Below are 16,890 nucleotides of genomic sequence, written 5' to 3'. Positions count from 1 at the left end.
GCGGTCAGCCGTCGGTCAGCAAAAAGGCGACGCTGCCGCTCTCGTACTTGACCCGGCAGTGCGGAGGCTGGCGCAGCGAGGCCAGCAGCGCAAGCAGGCGGGGCAAGCCCAGCACGGCTGTTCCCCAGAGCAGCGCCATTCCGTACGGCAGCGGCACCCAGACAAAGACGGCGGCCGCCAAAAACAGGCTGCCAGCGAGGACGGTCGCCTCCGCCCCACGGTATGCGCGGAGCGGAACGGGATGGCGGCAGCCGGCGCCCCACCAGGGAGACACGAGCAGGTCCGGCGTGGTTTGCGGGTGGTGCGAACGCAGGCGGGCGTAAAGCCGGAACAGGCAGAGATGGCTGACGGCGATGGCCGGGAGCACGGCCAGCGTCACCATCAGGCGATCAGCCGGAATCTTCAGCCAGAGAGAGGCGGCGACCGGAAACAGGCCGATCAGCAGGAGCTGGAACAGCCAGCCCGCCAATCGCCAGCGAAAGCGGCGAAGCAGTTTGTAGCTGTAAATGGTTTGCTCTTTCATCACGTCAATGACCTCTGCGATTACATGTGTACGAGCGGGGTCAGACCCGATCCGGGTCCGGGGAGAACCAGGCTTTGTGCAATTGACAGGGCAGGGTTCTCCCTATATAATTCTCACTGAGAATGATTATCATGATTAGGAATTCTTTTTTCGGTTTTCCCCTATTATCTCACAACCTGCGGGCGCCGGAAAAGCTTCCGAACCGGAAGCGCGTTTGCCGTCGCACGCTCATTCACGGACAGACAAGAACGTTCGAGTCGGTGGCCGTCAGCCATCGGCTTTTTCTGCAAGGAGCCACCTGCCATGAAAAACGTTTTGGTTACGGGCGGAGCGGGCTTCATCGGCTACCACACGTGCCGCTTCCTGCTGGAGCAGGGGTACGCTCTTGCCGTGGTCGATCAGCTCCATCCCTATTACGATCCGTCCCTCAAACGGGCGCGGATCGACGAACTGCGCCGCCACGGCGACTTTTCCTTTTACCGGACCGATATTCTCGATGAAGCGGCCATGCGGGAGGTCTTGTCCCGGCACAGGCCGGATGCGGTGATTCACCTCGCCGCGATTCCCGGCGTGCGGGGGTCTCTGGAGCAGCCGCTGACGTACGTGGACATCGATGTAAAAGGAACGGTGCAGCTGCTGGAACTGGCCCGGCAGTTCGGCGTCGGCCGCTTTCTGTTCGCCTCGTCGTCGTCCGTTTACGGGGAGCGCGCCCTGACCCGCCCGCTGCGGGAAGAGGAGGCGGACCTGGCCGTCTGCTCGCCGTATGCGGCCAGCAAGCTGGCGGCGGAAGTGTTTTGCCGGACGTACGCCCATCTGTACGGGATGGCGGTCACCTGCCTGCGCTTTTTTACCGTGTACGGACCGCACCAGCGGCCGGACATGGCCATCTCCCGTTTTCTGCGGCTGCTCGCGGACGAGCAGCCCTTGCCGCTGTATGACCCGCACTCCATGCGCGATTACACGTATGTGGACGACATTGTGGACGGGATCGGGGCGGCATTGGCACACATGGACGGCTATCAGGTCTACAACCTGGGCAGCGGCCGGCCCGTCGGCCTGCTCGAACTGGTGCAGACGCTGGAGCATGTGACCGGCAAAAAGGCCCGTCTTGAGATTCGCGGCGCCCAGCCGGGGGATGTGACCGGCACCTGGGCGGACATCGCCAAAGCGCGCGGGCTGCTGGGATGGACGCCGCAGGTGACGCTGCAGGAGGGCTTGGAACGGTACTACAGGTGGTGGCGAAAACAGTGAGGAAGAAGATCGTTCGGGCGGTTGGCTGGCTGCTGCTGGTTGTTTCCGGTTATCTGATCGCAACCCGCATGGAGGCGTCGGCGCTGATCGACGGCGTCCAAAAGCTGGCCGCCCATCCCGGCCTGCTGCTGACGATGACCGTCTGTTACGGAGCCGCCTTCTGGCTGCGCAGTTGGGCATGGCAAAAGCAGACGGTCCATCGGGTGCCGGTCCTGCGCTTGTGGTACTACCATCACATCGGGCTGCTCTTGAACCATCTGCTGCCCGTGAAGGCCGGCGAGCTGGCGCGCATGGCCCTCTTGCGCCGGCGCGAAGGATTTGCGTGGAGCGCGGCGGTCGTCAGCGTGGCCGGCAACCGGTTGATGGACATGGCCGGCCTGGCTGCCCTGGCGGCGGCCGCGCTGCTGTTGATCGCTCCCCGGCAGATCCAGCTCTGGTACGGGGAGAGGCTTGCCTGGGCCGTCGCCGTGTCGGCGGCTGCGGCTGCAGCCGTACTGGCCGGTTCGCGGTACGCGGAGCGCCGCTTTCCGGCTGTCGCCCGCTATCGCCGGGCGTTTTTTCAAGGGCCGCACGGGCTGACCGCCTTTTTCCTGACGGCGGCCGGCTGGCTTTTGGAGGCAGCGGTCGTCTGGTCGGTCGTCAGGGCGCTTGGCGGGCAGTTGGAAACGGCGTCCGCCCTGTTGGTCCACGTGCTGACGATTATCGGGCAGACCTTTCACGTCACGCCGGGCGGCATCGGCACCTACGAAGCGGTCATGGCCTCCCTCCTGCACGAGACGGCAGGCCACTCCCTGGCGTTTGCCCTGCAGGTGGCGATTTTGTCGCACGGATTCAAGTTTTGTTATTCGTTTGTCGCGGGCGGGCTTGCCGCCTGGCGTCTGTCGCTATCGCCCCTGGCGCTGTTCCGGGAGGCCCGCGAGGCGAGTGAGGAGGGTCACCATGACAAAAGCGTCGACATTTGAAAAGATCGCCGCTCGGTGCTGGAATGTGCTGAATGAAGGAAAGCCGTTTACCCCCGTCTTTGTGACCGGCATCTTTCTCCTGTACCACTGGGAGTCGTGGGGGCTGTCGTCCTTTTGGGCGGATGCGGCACTCGCGCTCCTCTGGACGCTGCCGCTTTTGGCTGTCTACTTTTTGTACGATTTTCCGCTGCGTTTGCGGTTCTTTCTGTGGCTGCCGCTGCTGGCGGCCTGCGCGCTCTTTGCCCAGGCGGGGGTATGGCCGCTCATATGGCTTGCGATCGGCATGTACTTTTTCTTTACGGTCATCTTCTGGGGCACGATCTACTACCATCTGCGCATCGGTACCACGCTGTGGAACTTTACGCGGTTCTGGAAGCTGGTGTTGAAAAACAGCGACTCCACCAGCGGCAACGCGCAGGAACAGATTCCGAAGTTCCTGACGGCCCTGTTGGTGATGGAGTGGTGCTATCGCTCGGCGGCCGAAGCGGGGATTGCCGGACCGGGTCTTGCGCCGCTGTTCTTTGCGGCAGCCGTCGGGGTGTACGCTTTTCTCATCCACCGCTGGCTGTTCACCTGGAAACCGATGGAAATCCCCACCTACACCCACAATGTCCAACCGTCCAAGCCATTGGCGAGCAAGGTGTATATGATAGTGATTGATGGCTGCAACAAGGACCGGCTGGCTCAGGCGAAAACGCCGTTTCTGGACTGGCTGAAGCAGACCGGCACCGAGTACGCCAACATGGAGACGGTCTACCCGGCGCGCACGGTCGTCTGCTTTTCTTCCATGTTTACCGGCACGTATCCGCGCGAGCACGGCATTACCAGCAACATGGTGTACAAGCTGGGCGTCAGGACGGAAAGCCTGTTCGACAGTCTGCGCAAGATCGGGAAGAAGGGCGTGATGCTCGCCTGCGCCCATTTGGTCGACGCGTTTGGCGAGGACGTGGAGACGTTTACGGCGGTGATGAAAAACGACGTCGCCGATCCGACGATCATGCGCCGGGCGCGGCACATCGTCGAGGAAAGCGACCCCGACGTCCTGATCGTGCAGTTGATCGCGACCGACCAGACCGGCCACAGCCGGGGCGTCTTTTACGATGAATACCTGGAAAAAATCGCGGAGGCGGACGCGCTGATCGCCTCGTATTACGAGTGGCTGCGGGAGCGGGGCAAACTGGAAAAGGCGGCGTTTATCGTCTGTGCCGACCACGGCCAGTCGGACGGCATCGGCGGTCACGGCCACCTGGACGAAGGAGAGCGCTACGTACCGTTTATCATGCACGGTCCGATGATCAAGCAGGGCGCTGTCATCCGGGAGTGGAACTCGCTGGTGTCCGTCGCTCCCACGATCGCGTATCTGATGGGGGCGCCGTATCCGGACAAGTCGCGCGGCCCCGTGCTGGTGGACGCCCTCCGCACGCAAGGTTACGACACGGGAGAGAACATCCATGAGGCAGCAGGCCCTTCTATACATTGTGATACCGGCAAAAAATGAAGAGGAAGCGATCGGCGAAGTGATCCGCAACGTGCCGCGCTCCTTTTTCCCCGGATTGACGGTGAAAGTGCTGGTGGTGGACGACGGCTCGACCGACGGGACGGTGGACGTGTCGCTGGCAGCGGGAGCGGACGAAATCTACACGATGCCGATCAATACCGGCCTCGGCGCGGCCGTTCGCGCCGGACTGCGGGAGGCGTACGAGCGGGGCGCCGACTATGCCGTCATGATCGACGCCGACAACGAGTATCCCGCGGAGCAGATTCCCGAACTGGTCGCGCCGCTCCTGGCGGGGGAAGCCGATTACGTCATGGGCTCCCGTTTTATGGGTACGATAAAAGGGATGAAATGGCACCGCCGCCTCGGCAATTACCTGTTTACCGCGCTGCAGATGATCCTGCTGCGCCGGTTTATCTCCGACGGTCAATCGGGGATGCGGGCGTTCAACCGGGCAGCCCTGGCCGATCTGGAAATCATTCACGACTACAACTACGCGCAGGTGATGACGCTCAACCTGGTGCGCAAGGGCTACCGGATGAAAGAGATTCCCATCCGCTATCAGGTGCGGACGACGGGCCGTTCGTTTATCCGCTTTGTGCCCTACGTCACCAAGGTGCTGTCGGCGGTCTGGCGGGAGATGCGCCGGCCGGTCTCTCCCCGCCAGCCTGACTCGTAATCAGAAGGCATGCCCGGATCAGAAGGCATGTCCGGCCTGGCGGGCGCGGTCGAACAGGGGAGCGGCGGCGGGAAAAGGAGGCAGTGCATGAGGTGTCCAGCAAAGGTGTGACGGTGCTCGTACAGGTGTCGGAGAAACCGCTCCCTGACGCGCTGGTGCGGGAGTTGGCGGCGATCGGCATATCCGTCGCGCCGGCCGAAAACCGGAGACGGACAGCGGCCGGGGCGTGCGGCTTCCTGGTCGCGGGGGAGTCGGATGCCGCGCGGCTGTCGGCGGGCCTGGCCGAGTGGGACCGTCCCGGACTGCTGCTCGTATACGGCGACCGGGTTGCGAACACAGCGGCGGAAGTTCTGGCGGCCCAATATCCCGGCTGGGAAGTGGTGCGCCTGTATCGCTTTGCCGGCGGCGAGCGGGCGCTGGTCGGCGGAGATCCCAACAGCCCCTGGACCCGCATCCTCTGCCGCCAACTGGCGGAGCATGACGTGATCGCGATGGTGTGCGGGATGCGCGAAGCGGAGGAGGTCATCCGCCAACTGCCGCGGTTTCTGGCCTGGAAGGAACGGTTTTACCTCCGGCTGGGAGAGAGCTGCGACCGGCGCGGCGTCCGGCTGCAGACGGTCGCGCGTGCGTTGGGCATGGACAGCCGCGTCGGCCAGGGCTGGCTGGATCCGCAGCGGAACGATCGTGCGGCGCTGCGAAGGTGGCTGGTCCGCCAGTGCCGCTTCGTCATGAGCAAGACGAACGTGCGCCGCGTCGCCTTGTGGGGGCCGACGAGCCTGTGGCAGCAGATGCCGTCAGGCTGGCTGGCGGACAAGGAGGTGCGGCTGTACGTTCCCCGGGACGAGCAAATTCCGAACGGTGAAAGCACTGCAGGGGAGCGGTGCACCACCTGGCAAACAGCGCTTGCCCAGGCCGATCTGCTGGTCGTCGCCTCGCCTGACCCCGACCTCATGGAACTGCCCCTGTCCGAGCTGATCAGGCAGATGCGCCAACCCATCGTCGTCGATGCCTGCGCCTGCTTTCCGCTGCCGGAAGCGGAGGCGCTGCCGATGATCTACCGAACCATCGGGGAAAAGACGAACGTTTGGGAATGGAGTGGATTATAATGGGGTATAATGGTTGGTAGATTGAGGAAAAGGGCAGGCGTTTGCACAATGGAAAGAGTCGCTCAGCGATGTATCGTCTGTGAAGAGGAACGGACGGACGGAATCGCCATCTGTGAGCAGTTTATCTGTCAGCATTGCGAACAGGAAATGGTCAATACGGACGTGCAGGATAAAAAATACACGTTCTTTATTCATCAGATGCGGCGCATCTGGCTCACGGAAGACGCGTAGACACGTTCGGCCAAAAGGCATCGGCTCCCCCGATGCCTTTTTCCGTTCCGCGGGTGCAAATCGTGTTACAATAAAAGGTACTCTGAAAAAAGGACGTGAATGACCGTGCGGGAAAGAAGCGCTGACTTTTGGGAGAGGCAGCGGCGGGCTCCCTTGTACGAACAGTTGGTACGGCACGCCATGCGCCGTCCCCATCCGTTTCACGTGCCCGGTCACAAGATGGGGCGAAGCTTTGACCATCACGGCAGAGAGCGGTTTGGGCCCGTGCTCGAACTGGACATGACCGAGATCACCGGCATGGACGACCTGCATCAGCCGGAGGGCGTGATTGCCGAGGCACAGGCGTTGGCGGCGGAGGCTTTTGGCGCGGAGGAGACGCGCTTTCTCGTCGGCGGGAGCACGGCGGGCAACATCGCGCTGATCATGACCGTCTGCCGTCCGGGAGACAAGATTCTCGTCCAGCGCAACTGCCACAAGTCCGTGTTTCACGGCATCATCCTGGCGAGGGCGACGCCGGTGTACATCGTGCCGGCGGTGGATCCGGCGACCGGCACCGCCGTCGGACTGCGGCGGGAGGACGTGGAACGCGCCCTGCAGGCCCATCCCGATGCCAAGGCGGTCTTTTTGACCAATCCCACCTACTACGGCATGGGGATTGACGTGGCCAAGATGGCGGCGGCCGTCCACCGGTTTGGCGTGCCGCTCCTCGTCGATGAAGCGCATGGGGCTCACTTCGGCTTTCACCCCGCGTTTCCCCCTTCCGCCATGCAGAGCGGAGCGGATGCCGCCGTGCAGTCCACCCACAAAATGACCGGAGCGCTCACCATGTCGTCCATGCTGCATATCCAGGGCGAGCGGATCGACCGGGAGCGTCTGGCGCGCAATCTGGCGCTGATACAGTCGTCCAGCCCGTCGTATCTGCTGATGGCTTCGCTCGACCTGGCGCGCCGCCACCTGGTGACGGAAGCGGCCCGGGAGTGGGAACGGCTGCTGCCGCAGTTGGACAAGCTTCGCGAGCGGCTGGGTCGCGTCTCGTGGGTGGAGCTGGCGGGGCCAGTGCCAAACAGCGTCTGCGCGACATGGGATCCGCTCAAACTGCTGCTGGTGCTGCGCTCCGCCGACGTGGACGGCTTCGAACTGAAGCGGCTGCTGGAGGAACACGGCATCTATCCCGAACTGGCCGAGAGCGGCCTCGTCTTGCTGGCCGCCTCCGCCGGGACCTCCGCGGATGATCTCGACGCGCTGGCCCGGCTGCTGGAATCCGTCTCCCCCGAGAGACGGCCGGGAGCGGTGCGAATGGTGGAGCCGGGCGTGGTGGCCTCCAGCTTTTTGCGCGAACAGGCGATGCCGATGCACGAAGCGGTCGACGCCCCCCACGAGGCGGTGGCACTGGAACAGGCACTGGGACGGATCGCCGCGGAAATGGTGATCCCCTATCCGCCCGGGATTCCGCTGCTGGTGCCGGGTGAGCGCATTGACGCCGATTTGCTGGAGCTTTTGCTGGAGCTTCGCAAGGGACAGACCCGCTTCCACGGGGTGCAGGACGGCCGGCTGCAGACGATACGGGTAATTGATGAGAGACAACGAGTGTGAAAGGAGCATGTGTGTGACAACAAAGGGAAAAGGCCGGTTTATTACCGTCGAGGGAGGCGACGGAGCGGGCAAGTCGACCGTCATCGCCCGCCTGTACGACGAACTGCGGGCGCGGGGACGGGACGTGATCCTCACCCGCGAACCGGGCGGCATCGAGATCGCGGAGAAGATCCGGTCGATCATCCTTAATCCGGAGCACGTCACCATGGACAAGCGGACGGAGGCGCTGCTGTACGCGGCGGCACGGCGTCAGCATTTGGCTGAAAGGGTGCTGCCGGCGCTGGCGGCGGGGAAGCTGGTCCTGTGCGACCGCTTCATCGACAGTAGTCTGGCGTACCAGGGGTATGCGCGCGGCCTGGGCATCGACGAAGTGTTTGCCATCAACCGCTTTGCCGTGGAAGACTGCATGCCCGACCTGACGCTGTTTTTCGACGTGCGGCCGGAAGTGGGTCTGGCCCGCATCAACGCGACCAAGGGGCGGGAGGTAAACCGGCTCGACATGGAAGACCTGCGGTTCCACGAAAAAGTGCGGGAAGGATACCGGTTGGTGATGGAGCGCTTTCCCGAGCGGTTTGTCGTCATCGACGCGGAACAGCCGATGGACCGGGTCTTTGAAGAGGCGCTGGCTGCGCTGGAGGCGCGTCTGCAAGGTTCGCGTCTGTAAGGTTTAAGTACCGTCCGGGTATGTACATGCTGTATACTATGTTTTAGAAGAATATCGTTACACCGTCCAGCCTTTCTTCATACAATGAAGGAAGACAGGTACCCCCAGATACCAAACGCGTGCGGAAAGGGTGAGAGCCGATGAAGATGGTGGTTGCTGTTGTTCAGGACAAAGACAGTGGTCGTCTGTCGCAGCAGTTGGTGAAAAAAGGATTTCGTGCCACGAAGCTGGCCAGTACGGGAAGCTTTTTGCGGGCCGGCAACACGACGTTTTTGATCGGAACGAGCGACGAAAACGTGCCGGAAGTGATCGAGATCATTCAGCAGCACTGCAAGTCCCGCAAACAGATGGTCACGCCTGTCTCGCCGCTGAGCAATGCCGTCGATTCGTTCATGCCGTATCCGCTCGAGGTGCAGGTGGGCGGTGCCGCCGTGTTTGTGCTGGATGTCGAGCAGTTCCATTCGTTCTAGGCGTCTGATGGAAGGGGAACCCCCTCCTTTTTCAGCCAGCTTTCGTTTATACTGAAGGAAGAAAACGATCGGACAGGGGACGGAGGGAGCGGCATGAAAATCGGAGACGGGCCCAGGCCAAAGGTGGATCTGCTCAAGGCGGCCGACATGCGCAAAGGGCCGCAGGTGGAAAAAGCGAATTTCGGGGAATTGATCAAGGGCGAGGACCAGCGCATGTCGCAGGAGCGGCTGACCCGGCTTTTGCAGGACATTGACAAACAGGGACAGATTTTGGCCCGTTCCCGCTCTATCCGCGACTTCTACCATTACAAAAATCTCGTCAAGCAGTTCATGGAAGAGGCCGTCAAGCACGGCATCGCGCTGGACGACAGGCGGGGCGTAAACCGCCGGGGACGCAGCCGGCTGTACAAGATTGTCAAGGAAGTGGACGCGGAACTGCTCAAGCTTGCCGACGAACTGTTAAGCGATCAGGCGCCGATGATCGATCTTTTGGCCCGCATCGGCGAAATTCGCGGCATGCTGATCAACTTGTACTTTTAGGTGGAACAAGATGACATGGACGATGTTTGCGCAGCAGCCGCGTGCGGCGGAACTGCTGCATCATAGTCTGCAAAACGGGCGGCTGGCGCACGCTTACCTGTTCGCCGGTCCCAAGGGTGCAGGAAAAAAACGGATGGCCCTGCATGTGGCGAAGTCTCTTTTTTGTCCGGAAAGGGAGGCGGACGCCTGCGGGGCCTGTCTCACATGCAGGCGGATCGAGGCGGGCAACCATCCCGACGTGCTGCTGATCGAGCCGGACGGGGCCTCGATCAAGATCGACCAGATTCGCGCCCTGCAAAAGGAGATGGCGATGCGGGCGGTGGAATCGGCTCACAAGGTGTACATCGTCGAGCACGTGGACAGAATGACCACCCAGGCGGCCAACAGTCTGCTCAAGTTTTTGGAAGAACCGCCGGCCGGAGTCGTCGCGCTGCTGCTGACGGAGCACAGTCACGCCATTTTGCCGACCATTCTGTCGCGCTGCCAGATTGTCCCGTTCACGCCGCTGTCCGCCGACGTCATCGCCGAGCAGCTGCAGGCGGAAGGCGTGCCGGCCGGGATCGCCCGGGCGGCTTCCCACATCACAACAAATCTGGAAGAAGCTCGTGTGCTCAGCCAGTCAGATTGGTTTGCACAGCTTAGAAATCTAGTGATACAATTGGTGCAGGAGTGCAAACAGCGCAATGCTGCTGCGCTCTATACCATTCACGATTTGTTGCAAAAAAGCGACAAAATAAAGGAGGAACTGCCCCTCTTTTTGGATTTGCTCATCCTTTGGCTGCGCGATATCCTGTACGTGCAAGTAGACAGGCATGCCCATCTCATCAACAGCGACCAACAGGATGTGCTGCAAGGACAAGCCCTGGTCTGGACGAAAGCCGAGCTCTTGCATGGGATCGATCTGGTCATGGAAACGAAAAATCGGATAGAGCGAAACGCCAACGCACAGTTGGCCCTTGAGCGGTTGGTTCTTCAAATCCAGGAGGGATAACCTTTGTATGAGGTTGTGGGCGTCCGCTTTAAAAAAGCGGGCAAAATATATTACTTCGACCCCGACCGACTGCCGATCGAAAAGGATTCGCACGTCATCGTGGAAACGGCGAGAGGGGTCGAATACGGCAAAGTGGTGATCGGCCGCAAACAAGTGGCCGACAAGGATGTCGTACTGCCGCTGAAGAAGGTCATCCGGATGGCGGACGAGCGGGATGCCAAGCAGGTGGAGGAGAACAAGCAGGCCGCCAAAAACGCGTTTTCCATCTGTCAGACCAAAATCAAGGAACACAAGCTGGAGATGAAGCTGGTCGACGTGGAGTACACGTTTGACCGCAACAAAATCATCTTTTATTTTACCGCCGATGGGCGGGTGGATTTCCGCGAACTGGTCAAGGACCTGGCCTCTGTCTTCCGCACCCGTATCGAACTGCGCCAGATCGGCGTGCGCGACGAAGCGAAAATGCTGGGCGGCATCGGGCCCTGCGGCCGGCTGCTCTGCTGCTCTACGTTTTTGGGCGACTTCGAGCCGGTGTCGATCAAGATGGCAAAAGACCAAAACCTTTCGCTGAATCCGGCCAAAATCTCCGGTCTCTGCGGCCGGCTGATGTGCTGTTTGAAATACGAAAACGACAACTACGAAAGCACCCGGGACGAAATGCCGGACATCGGCGCGACGGTGACCACGCCGTTGGGCGAAGGGCGTGTCGTCTCCGTCAACGTGCTCGACCAGTCCGTTCAGGTAGAGCTTTCGGAAAACAAGCGCGTCATCGAATTTGCGCTCGATGAGATTGTCGTGGGTCATCCGACGTTTGACTAACGAGAGAACAGAGCAGGTTAGATTTGGGTAGCGGGGATGAGGTGAGCAAGTGGACAAACGGGAAATCTTCGTCAAGATGGCCAGCATCGAGGAACGAATTGGCGATCTGTATCGGGAAATTGGCGAATTGAAAGACGTCATCGTTGTCTTGATGGAGGAAAACGCCCAATTACTCGTGGAGAACCAACACCTTCGCAATCGGCTGGACAAGAAGACAGCCAGTCCGCCGCCGGAACCAAAAGAAACGGTCAAGCAGGAAACCGCCAAGAAGAAAGTGGTCGGAGAAGGCTATGACAATCTGGCGCGGCTGTATGCGGAAGGTTTTCACATTTGCAACGTTCATTTCGGCAGCCTGCGCAAAGAGGGAGATTGCCTGTTCTGCCTCTCCTTCCTCAGCGGCGGTGTTCACAAATAACAGGATAGCATGGCCTTTTTGTACCGAAGCGACCTGAGCATTGCGGCAGGTCGCTTTTTGCAGACAACGTGCAGAGGCCGTTACAGACTGATGGTGGAAAAAGGAGTATGGAACAACGGATGCAACCGGAAATCAACGTGCCGCTCTACGAGACGGAGCGCATTGACGACCTGCTCACCCATGAAATGAAAATCATCCAGAGCCGCGAAGTGTTTTGCTTCTCCATGGATGCGGTGCTGCTGGCCCGCTTTGCGTCGGTGCCCAAACGGGGACGGGTGCTCGACATGTGCACGGGCAACGGCGCGATCCCGCTGATCATGACGACGCGGTCGCCGGAAGCGGTGTTTGAAGGCATCGAGATTCAGGAGCGGCTGTATGACATGGCCAGTCGGAACGTCAAGCTGAACAGGCTGGAATCGCGCATCACGATGCACCACGGCGACGTGAAGGACGCCGTGCAGTTGTTCGGGCACGGCAAGTTTGACCTGATTACCTGCAATCCGCCGTACATGCCGGCGACCAGCGGCGAGAAAAACGTCAGCGAACACTTTGCCATCGCCCGCCACGAAATCTTGCTGTCGCTGGAAGACGTCATTCGGGTGGGCAGCCAACTGCTGAAAAACGGCGGGAAGATCGCCCTGGTGCACCGCTCGACGCGCCTGGTGGACATCATCACGCTGATGCGCCAGTACGGCATCGAGCCGAAGCGGATGCGGCTGGTCTACCCGCGCCGCGACGCCGAGCCCAACATGCTCCTGATCGAGGGGATGCGCAACGGCAGGCCGGAACTGCGCATCCAGCCGCCGCTGATTGTCTACGAAAACGGAGAGGAATACTGTGAAGAACTGCAGGAAATCTATTTCGGAAAGCGGGATTCCCTCGCATAAAAGCCACTTTGTCTACATCCTGCGCTGCGCGGACGGGACCTATTACACCGGGTATGCCACGGAATTGGCCCGCCGCATCCGGGAGCACAACGAGGGCAGAGGGGCCAAGTACACGCGGGGCCGAGGGCCGGTGGAGCTGATGTATTGGGAAGAAGGGACGGACCGCTCGTGGGGAATCAGGCGGGAGGAAGCGATCAAACGCCTGACCCGCTCTCAAAAGGAAGAACTGATCGAGGAAGGTGGTCGTAAGTCATGAACGTCCAGCGCAGTTTCGCCGACGAACAGACGGGAGTCCTCTACCTGGTGGCCACGCCCATCGGCAACCTGGACGACATCACGGTTCGCTGTCTGGAGACGCTGCGGGCCGTCGATGTGATCGCCTGCGAAGACACCCGGCAAACCCGCAAGCTGCTGAACCATTTTCAGATTGAGAAGCGGACGGTCAGCTACCACGAGCACAACAAGGAGGCCAGCGGCAGCGGTCTCTTGCAATGGCTGGCGGAAGGAAAGCGGATTGCCCTGGTGAGTGACGCCGGTCTGCCCGCCATCTCCGACCCGGGGGCCGATCTGGTGCGGGATGCCGTGGCGGCCGGCTTTCCCGTCGTTCCTGTCCCCGGCGCAAACGCGGCGCTGACTGCGCTGATCGCCTCCGGCCTGCCGACGGACCGCTTTGTGTTTTGCGGCTTTTTGCCGCGCGACAACAAAGACCGCCGGGAAGAACTGCAGCGGCTGGAGCGCTATCCGGAGACGCTGCTGTTTTACGAAGCGCCCCATCGCATCGTGAAAACGCTCCAGGCGATCCGGGAAGCCTGGGGCGATCGCCGGGCCGTGCTGGCGCGGGAGCTGACCAAGCGCTACGAAGAGTTTGCCCGCGGCACGCTGGGGGAGCTGATCGACTGGCTGGCGGCGGGGGAGGCGCGAGGCGAGTACTGCCTGATCGTGGAAGGATACCGCGGCGCGCCGGCCGCTCCGGAAGAAGAAGCGGCCTGGTGGCAGCCGCTTGACATCCGGGAGCATGTCGACCGCTACTGCGAACAAGGCATGAGCAAAAAGGAAGCGATCAAGAAGGCAGCGGACGACCGGGGCCTGTCCAGGCGGGACGTCTACAATGAATACCACCGCGATCCGGAAGCGTGATCGCATGAAAAAAGGCCGGGGAGTCATCCCCGGCCTCCATCGTCTTACCGGCAGCGCTTCGTACAAAGCGGCTCTGTATGGTTGAGCGGACGATTAACGCTTGACCGCAGGCAGTTCGTTCAGGCAGTCCTGGCAAATGATTTTGCCTTTGAAATAGGAGACCCGGTCCGCATTGCCGCAGAAAATACATGCAGGCTCGTACTTTTTCAGGATAATGCGCTCTCCGTCCACGTAAATTTCCAGCGCGTCCTTTTCGGCGATGCCCAGGGTGCGGCGCAGTTCAATCGGAATCACCACGCGGCCCAGCTCGTCCACTTTACGTACAATCCCCGTCGATTTCATCATGAATCGTCTCTCCTCTCACAATGTTGCCCAGTGTCGTTTATTGTGCAAATCGGATTATTAATCGTCAATATTCGACAATTTCCGTTGTTCTCATCATACCAGCGATTCCCAAAGGTGTCAATATGATTTTTACAAATCTTTGAAGCCACATCTGGCGCGGGTTTGATAGATATGTACAGCATCATTGTTTGCATGTGCTCGACATCAATATTCATCGGTATCTTGGAAAAAAGTAACTGGGAGCGTGGAGGGGCGAATTCGTCACTTTATGTCGAATGATAGAGAAGGTGGTTCGACAAAAGTGGCCTTTTTTCCCCTTGATTCCTTTTTTTGCCCTTTTGCCCGTCAAGCGTCTGTCCCGCCACAAAGTTGCAGGCGGGTGGTTTACAAAATGAGGCGGTTGTGTACAATAGAGGGTGAATCAGGTATTTCATAGCGAACGACGATGACGGGAAGAGTAGGCTTGCCATCCTTATGACAGAGAGCCGGGGTAGCTGCGAACCGGTATAAGCGATCAAGCCGAACATGGCCCCCGAGTCTCGCGGATGAACCGCCGTTTCCGGCGCCAAGTAGTCTGCGACGCAAGCCTGCGTTACGGGTGAGTCAGCAGCAGTCTGACTCGACAAGTCCGCTGTTCGCGAGAAGGCGGAGCATTTGGGTGGTACCACGAGAACAAGGCTCGTCCCAATCTGGGGCGGGCTTTTATTTTTTAACGTATGTCAGGAGGGTTTTGTTGCATGAAACCGACGTACTACATTACCACGCCGATTTACTATCCGAGCAACAAGCTGCACATTGGCAACGCCTACACCACCATTGCCGCCGATGCAATGGCGCGCTACAAACGGCTGCGCGGCTACGACGTCTACTACCTGACCGGTACGGACGAGCACGGGCAAAAGCTGCAGGAGCGGGCGGCCGAAGACGGTAAGCAGCCGCTTGAATTTATCGACCCGATTGTCGACTGGATCAAGGATCTGTGGGCAAAGCTGGACATCTCCTACGACGATTTTATCCGTACGACCCAACCGCGCCACAAGGAAGTCGTGCAAAAGGTGTTCAAACGGCTGCTGGACCAGGGAGACATCTACCTGGGCGAATACGAGGGCTACTACTGCGTACCGGACGAGGCGTTCTGGACCGAGACGCAGTGCAAGACGGACAAAGGCTACTTCTGCCCGGACTGCGGCCGCGAAGTGAAAAAGGTGAAGGAGAAAAACTACTTCTTCCGCCTGTCCAAGTACCAGGACAAGCTGCTGAAGTTCCTGGAGGAGAATCCGGACTTCATCCAGCCGGAGTCCCGCCGCAACGAAATGATCAACAACTTCCTCAAGCCGGGTCTGCAGGACCTCTCCGTCTCCCGCAGCAGCTTCGACTGGGGCATCAAGGTGCCGGACGATCCCGAGCACGTCATCTACGTCTGGATTGACGCGCTGACCAACTACATCTCCGCGCTGGGCTACCTGTCCGACGACGACAGCAAGTTTCGCAAATACTGGCCGGCGGACGTCCATCTGGTGGGCAAGGACATCCTCCGTTTCCACACCATTTACTGGCCGATTCTCCTGATGGCGCTGGACGTGCCGCTGCCGAAAAAGGTGTTCGGCCACGGCTGGCTGCTGATGCCGGACGGAAAGATGTCCAAATCCAAAGGCAACGTGATCGATCCGAAGCTCCTGATCGACCGCTACGGCTCCGACGGCGTGCGCTACTTCCTGCTGCGGGAAATCAACTTCGGCCAGGACGGGGTCTTTACGCCGGAGTCGTTCATCCAGCGGCTCAACTATGACCTGGCCAACGACATCGGCAACCTGCTGAGCCGCACCGCGACGATGATTGAAAAATACTTCGACGGCATCGTGCCTGCTCCGCAGGAGGCGGGCGAACCGGACGACAGCCTGATCGAACTCGCCACCAAGACGAAAGCGCTGGTGGAGGAGCACATGGACGAAATGCGCTTCAGCAATGCGCTGGCCCACATCTGGGAGCTGATCGGCCGGACCAACAAGTACATCGACGAGACCATGCCGTGGAACCTGGCCAAATCCGACGAGACTAAAGGCCGCCTGGCCACCGTCATGTACAATCTGGCGGAATGCATCCGCATCGTCTCCATCCTGATTCAGCCGTTCATGACGAAAGCCCCGGCGAAAATCTGGGACCAATTGGGCATCCTCGACAAGCCGGAAGCACTGACCTGGGAGTCCGCCGGCGTCTGGGGAGGCCTGCCGGTCGGCAGCACGGTCAGCCGCAAGGAGCTGCTCTTCCCGCGTCTGGACGTGCAGGCGGAGCTGGCGTTCATCGACGAATCCACGGCGGAAGCGCGCCGTCAGGCAGAAGAGAACAAGCGAAAACAGGAAGCGTTGAAAGGAGAAGCATCCGTGAACGAGACAACCGCGAACCAAACCGAAGCACAGGCAAACGACAAACCGGCGGACGCGAAAGAGGAAATCACGATCGACGATTTTGCCAAAGTGGAACTGCGCGTGGCGCAAGTCGTCGAGTGCGTGAAGCACCCCAACGCCGACAAGCTGCTGGTGCTCCAGTTGGACCTCGGCTATGAGAAGCGCCAGGTGGTTTCCGGCATCGCCAAGTACTACACGCCGGAAGAAATGATCGGCAAAAAGGTGATCCTGGTCGCCAACCTGAAACCGGTGAAACTGCGCGGCGAACTGTCGCAGGGCATGATCCTGGCCGCGTCCGCAGGCGATCAACTGACGCTGGCGACCGTCGATCCGAGCATGCCGAACGGAGCAATCGTGAAGTAGGGAAAGGAAGGTCG

General features: G+C 60.4%; 19 protein-coding genes and 1 other annotated feature. Of the genes, 17 read left to right on the top strand and 2 right to left on the bottom strand.

Going from position 1 to position 16,890, the window contains the following annotated elements; translation table 11 throughout:
• Positions 1 to 4: 4 nt before the first annotated feature.
• A complete protein-coding gene (locus A6764_RS01140) occupies positions 5 to 523 on the bottom strand; it encodes a hypothetical protein (RefSeq protein ID WP_264622500.1) in 519 nt (172 codons plus the stop codon).
• 303 nt (positions 524 to 826) lie between these two features.
• Between A6764_RS01140 and A6764_RS01135 the strand changes: the two genes are divergently transcribed.
• The 16 genes from A6764_RS01135 (at position 827) to rsmI (ending at position 13,763) form a co-directional block, all read left to right on the top strand.
• The gene (locus tag A6764_RS01135) at positions 827 to 1,774 is read left to right on the top strand and encodes an NAD-dependent epimerase/dehydratase family protein (RefSeq protein WP_065067579.1); all 948 of its coding nucleotides are present in this window, start codon (positions 827 to 829) and stop codon (positions 1,772 to 1,774) included.
• Positions 1,771 to 2,736, top strand: coding sequence for a lysylphosphatidylglycerol synthase transmembrane domain-containing protein (locus tag A6764_RS01130; protein ID WP_264622366.1), 966 nt, complete (start codon positions 1,771 to 1,773; stop codon positions 2,734 to 2,736). The genes A6764_RS01135 and A6764_RS01130 overlap by 4 nt, the downstream gene beginning before the upstream one ends.
• Positions 2,714 to 4,234: an alkaline phosphatase family protein gene (locus A6764_RS01125; protein WP_065067580.1), complete on the top strand. Its 1,521-nt coding sequence runs from the start codon at positions 2,714 to 2,716 to the stop codon at positions 4,232 to 4,234. Before A6764_RS01130 ends, A6764_RS01125 begins: the two co-directional genes overlap by 23 nt.
• A complete protein-coding gene (locus A6764_RS01120; protein ID WP_029098054.1) occupies positions 4,188 to 4,910 on the top strand; it encodes a glycosyltransferase family 2 protein in 723 nt (240 codons plus the stop codon). Before A6764_RS01125 ends, A6764_RS01120 begins: the two co-directional genes overlap by 47 nt.
• 92 nt (positions 4,911 to 5,002) lie before the next feature.
• A complete protein-coding gene (locus tag A6764_RS01115; RefSeq protein WP_065067581.1) occupies positions 5,003 to 6,016 on the top strand; it encodes a Rossmann-fold NAD(P)-binding domain-containing protein in 1,014 nt (337 codons plus the stop codon).
• A gap of 48 nt (positions 6,017 to 6,064) precedes the next feature.
• Positions 6,065 to 6,247, top strand: coding sequence for a sigma factor G inhibitor Gin (locus A6764_RS01110; protein WP_029098053.1), 183 nt, complete (start codon positions 6,065 to 6,067; stop codon positions 6,245 to 6,247).
• A gap of 105 nt (positions 6,248 to 6,352) precedes the next feature.
• A complete protein-coding gene (locus tag A6764_RS01105; protein WP_264622365.1) occupies positions 6,353 to 7,840 on the top strand; it encodes an aminotransferase class I/II-fold pyridoxal phosphate-dependent enzyme in 1,488 nt (495 codons plus the stop codon).
• Positions 7,841 to 7,847: 7 nt separating this feature from the next.
• Positions 7,848 to 8,504, top strand: coding sequence for a dTMP kinase (tmk, locus tag A6764_RS01100; RefSeq protein WP_029098051.1), 657 nt, complete (start codon positions 7,848 to 7,850; stop codon positions 8,502 to 8,504).
• 140 nt (positions 8,505 to 8,644) lie between these two features.
• Positions 8,645 to 8,974 (top strand): cyclic-di-AMP receptor, encoded by a 330-nt coding sequence (locus A6764_RS01095; RefSeq protein ID WP_029098050.1) that lies wholly within the window; start codon positions 8,645 to 8,647, stop codon positions 8,972 to 8,974.
• A gap of 93 nt (positions 8,975 to 9,067) precedes the next feature.
• A complete protein-coding gene (locus tag A6764_RS01090; RefSeq protein ID WP_035296924.1) occupies positions 9,068 to 9,514 on the top strand; it encodes a YaaR family protein in 447 nt (148 codons plus the stop codon).
• A gap of 10 nt (positions 9,515 to 9,524) precedes the next feature.
• The gene (holB, locus tag A6764_RS01085; RefSeq protein WP_035296603.1) at positions 9,525 to 10,505 is read left to right on the top strand and encodes a DNA polymerase III subunit delta'; all 981 of its coding nucleotides are present in this window, start codon (positions 9,525 to 9,527) and stop codon (positions 10,503 to 10,505) included.
• A 3-nt stretch (positions 10,506 to 10,508) separates the two neighbouring features.
• Complete coding sequence (locus A6764_RS01080) at positions 10,509 to 11,324, top strand: PSP1 domain-containing protein (protein WP_029098047.1); 816 nt, start codon at positions 10,509 to 10,511, stop codon at positions 11,322 to 11,324.
• A 49-nt stretch (positions 11,325 to 11,373) separates the two neighbouring features.
• On the top strand, positions 11,374 to 11,739 hold the full coding sequence (yabA, locus tag A6764_RS01075; protein ID WP_029098046.1) for a DNA replication initiation control protein YabA: 366 nt from the start codon (positions 11,374 to 11,376) through the stop codon (positions 11,737 to 11,739).
• Between the two features lie 119 nt (positions 11,740 to 11,858).
• Complete coding sequence (locus tag A6764_RS01070) at positions 11,859 to 12,626, top strand: tRNA1(Val) (adenine(37)-N6)-methyltransferase (RefSeq protein WP_029098045.1); 768 nt, start codon at positions 11,859 to 11,861, stop codon at positions 12,624 to 12,626.
• Positions 12,577 to 12,882: a GIY-YIG nuclease family protein gene (locus A6764_RS01065; RefSeq protein WP_065067583.1), complete on the top strand. Its 306-nt coding sequence runs from the start codon at positions 12,577 to 12,579 to the stop codon at positions 12,880 to 12,882. Before A6764_RS01070 ends, A6764_RS01065 begins: the two co-directional genes overlap by 50 nt.
• Complete coding sequence (rsmI, locus tag A6764_RS01060) at positions 12,879 to 13,763, top strand: 16S rRNA (cytidine(1402)-2'-O)-methyltransferase (protein WP_029098043.1); 885 nt, start codon at positions 12,879 to 12,881, stop codon at positions 13,761 to 13,763. Before A6764_RS01065 ends, rsmI begins: the two co-directional genes overlap by 4 nt.
• A gap of 93 nt (positions 13,764 to 13,856) precedes the next feature.
• Here rsmI and A6764_RS01055 read toward each other — a convergent pair whose 3' ends face one another.
• Positions 13,857 to 14,108 (bottom strand): AbrB/MazE/SpoVT family DNA-binding domain-containing protein, encoded by a 252-nt coding sequence (locus A6764_RS01055; RefSeq protein ID WP_029098042.1) that lies wholly within the window; start codon positions 14,106 to 14,108, stop codon positions 13,857 to 13,859.
• A 436-nt stretch (positions 14,109 to 14,544) separates the two neighbouring features.
• Positions 14,545 to 14,798: a binding site (T-box leader), on the top strand.
• A 47-nt stretch (positions 14,799 to 14,845) separates the two neighbouring features.
• On the opposite strand from A6764_RS01055, the gene metG reads away from it, so the two are divergent.
• The gene (gene metG / locus A6764_RS01050) at positions 14,846 to 16,876 is read left to right on the top strand and encodes a methionine--tRNA ligase (protein WP_029098041.1); all 2,031 of its coding nucleotides are present in this window, start codon (positions 14,846 to 14,848) and stop codon (positions 16,874 to 16,876) included.
• Positions 16,877 to 16,890: the final 14 nt, after the last annotated feature.

Source organism: Brevibacillus sp. WF146 (assembly GCF_001673705.2).
Lineage (GTDB): Bacteria > Bacillota > Bacilli > Brevibacillales > Brevibacillaceae > Brevibacillus > Brevibacillus thermoruber.
The sequence above is the reverse complement of the archived record's forward strand: the minus strand, read 5'-3'. Positions and strand labels throughout refer to the sequence as shown.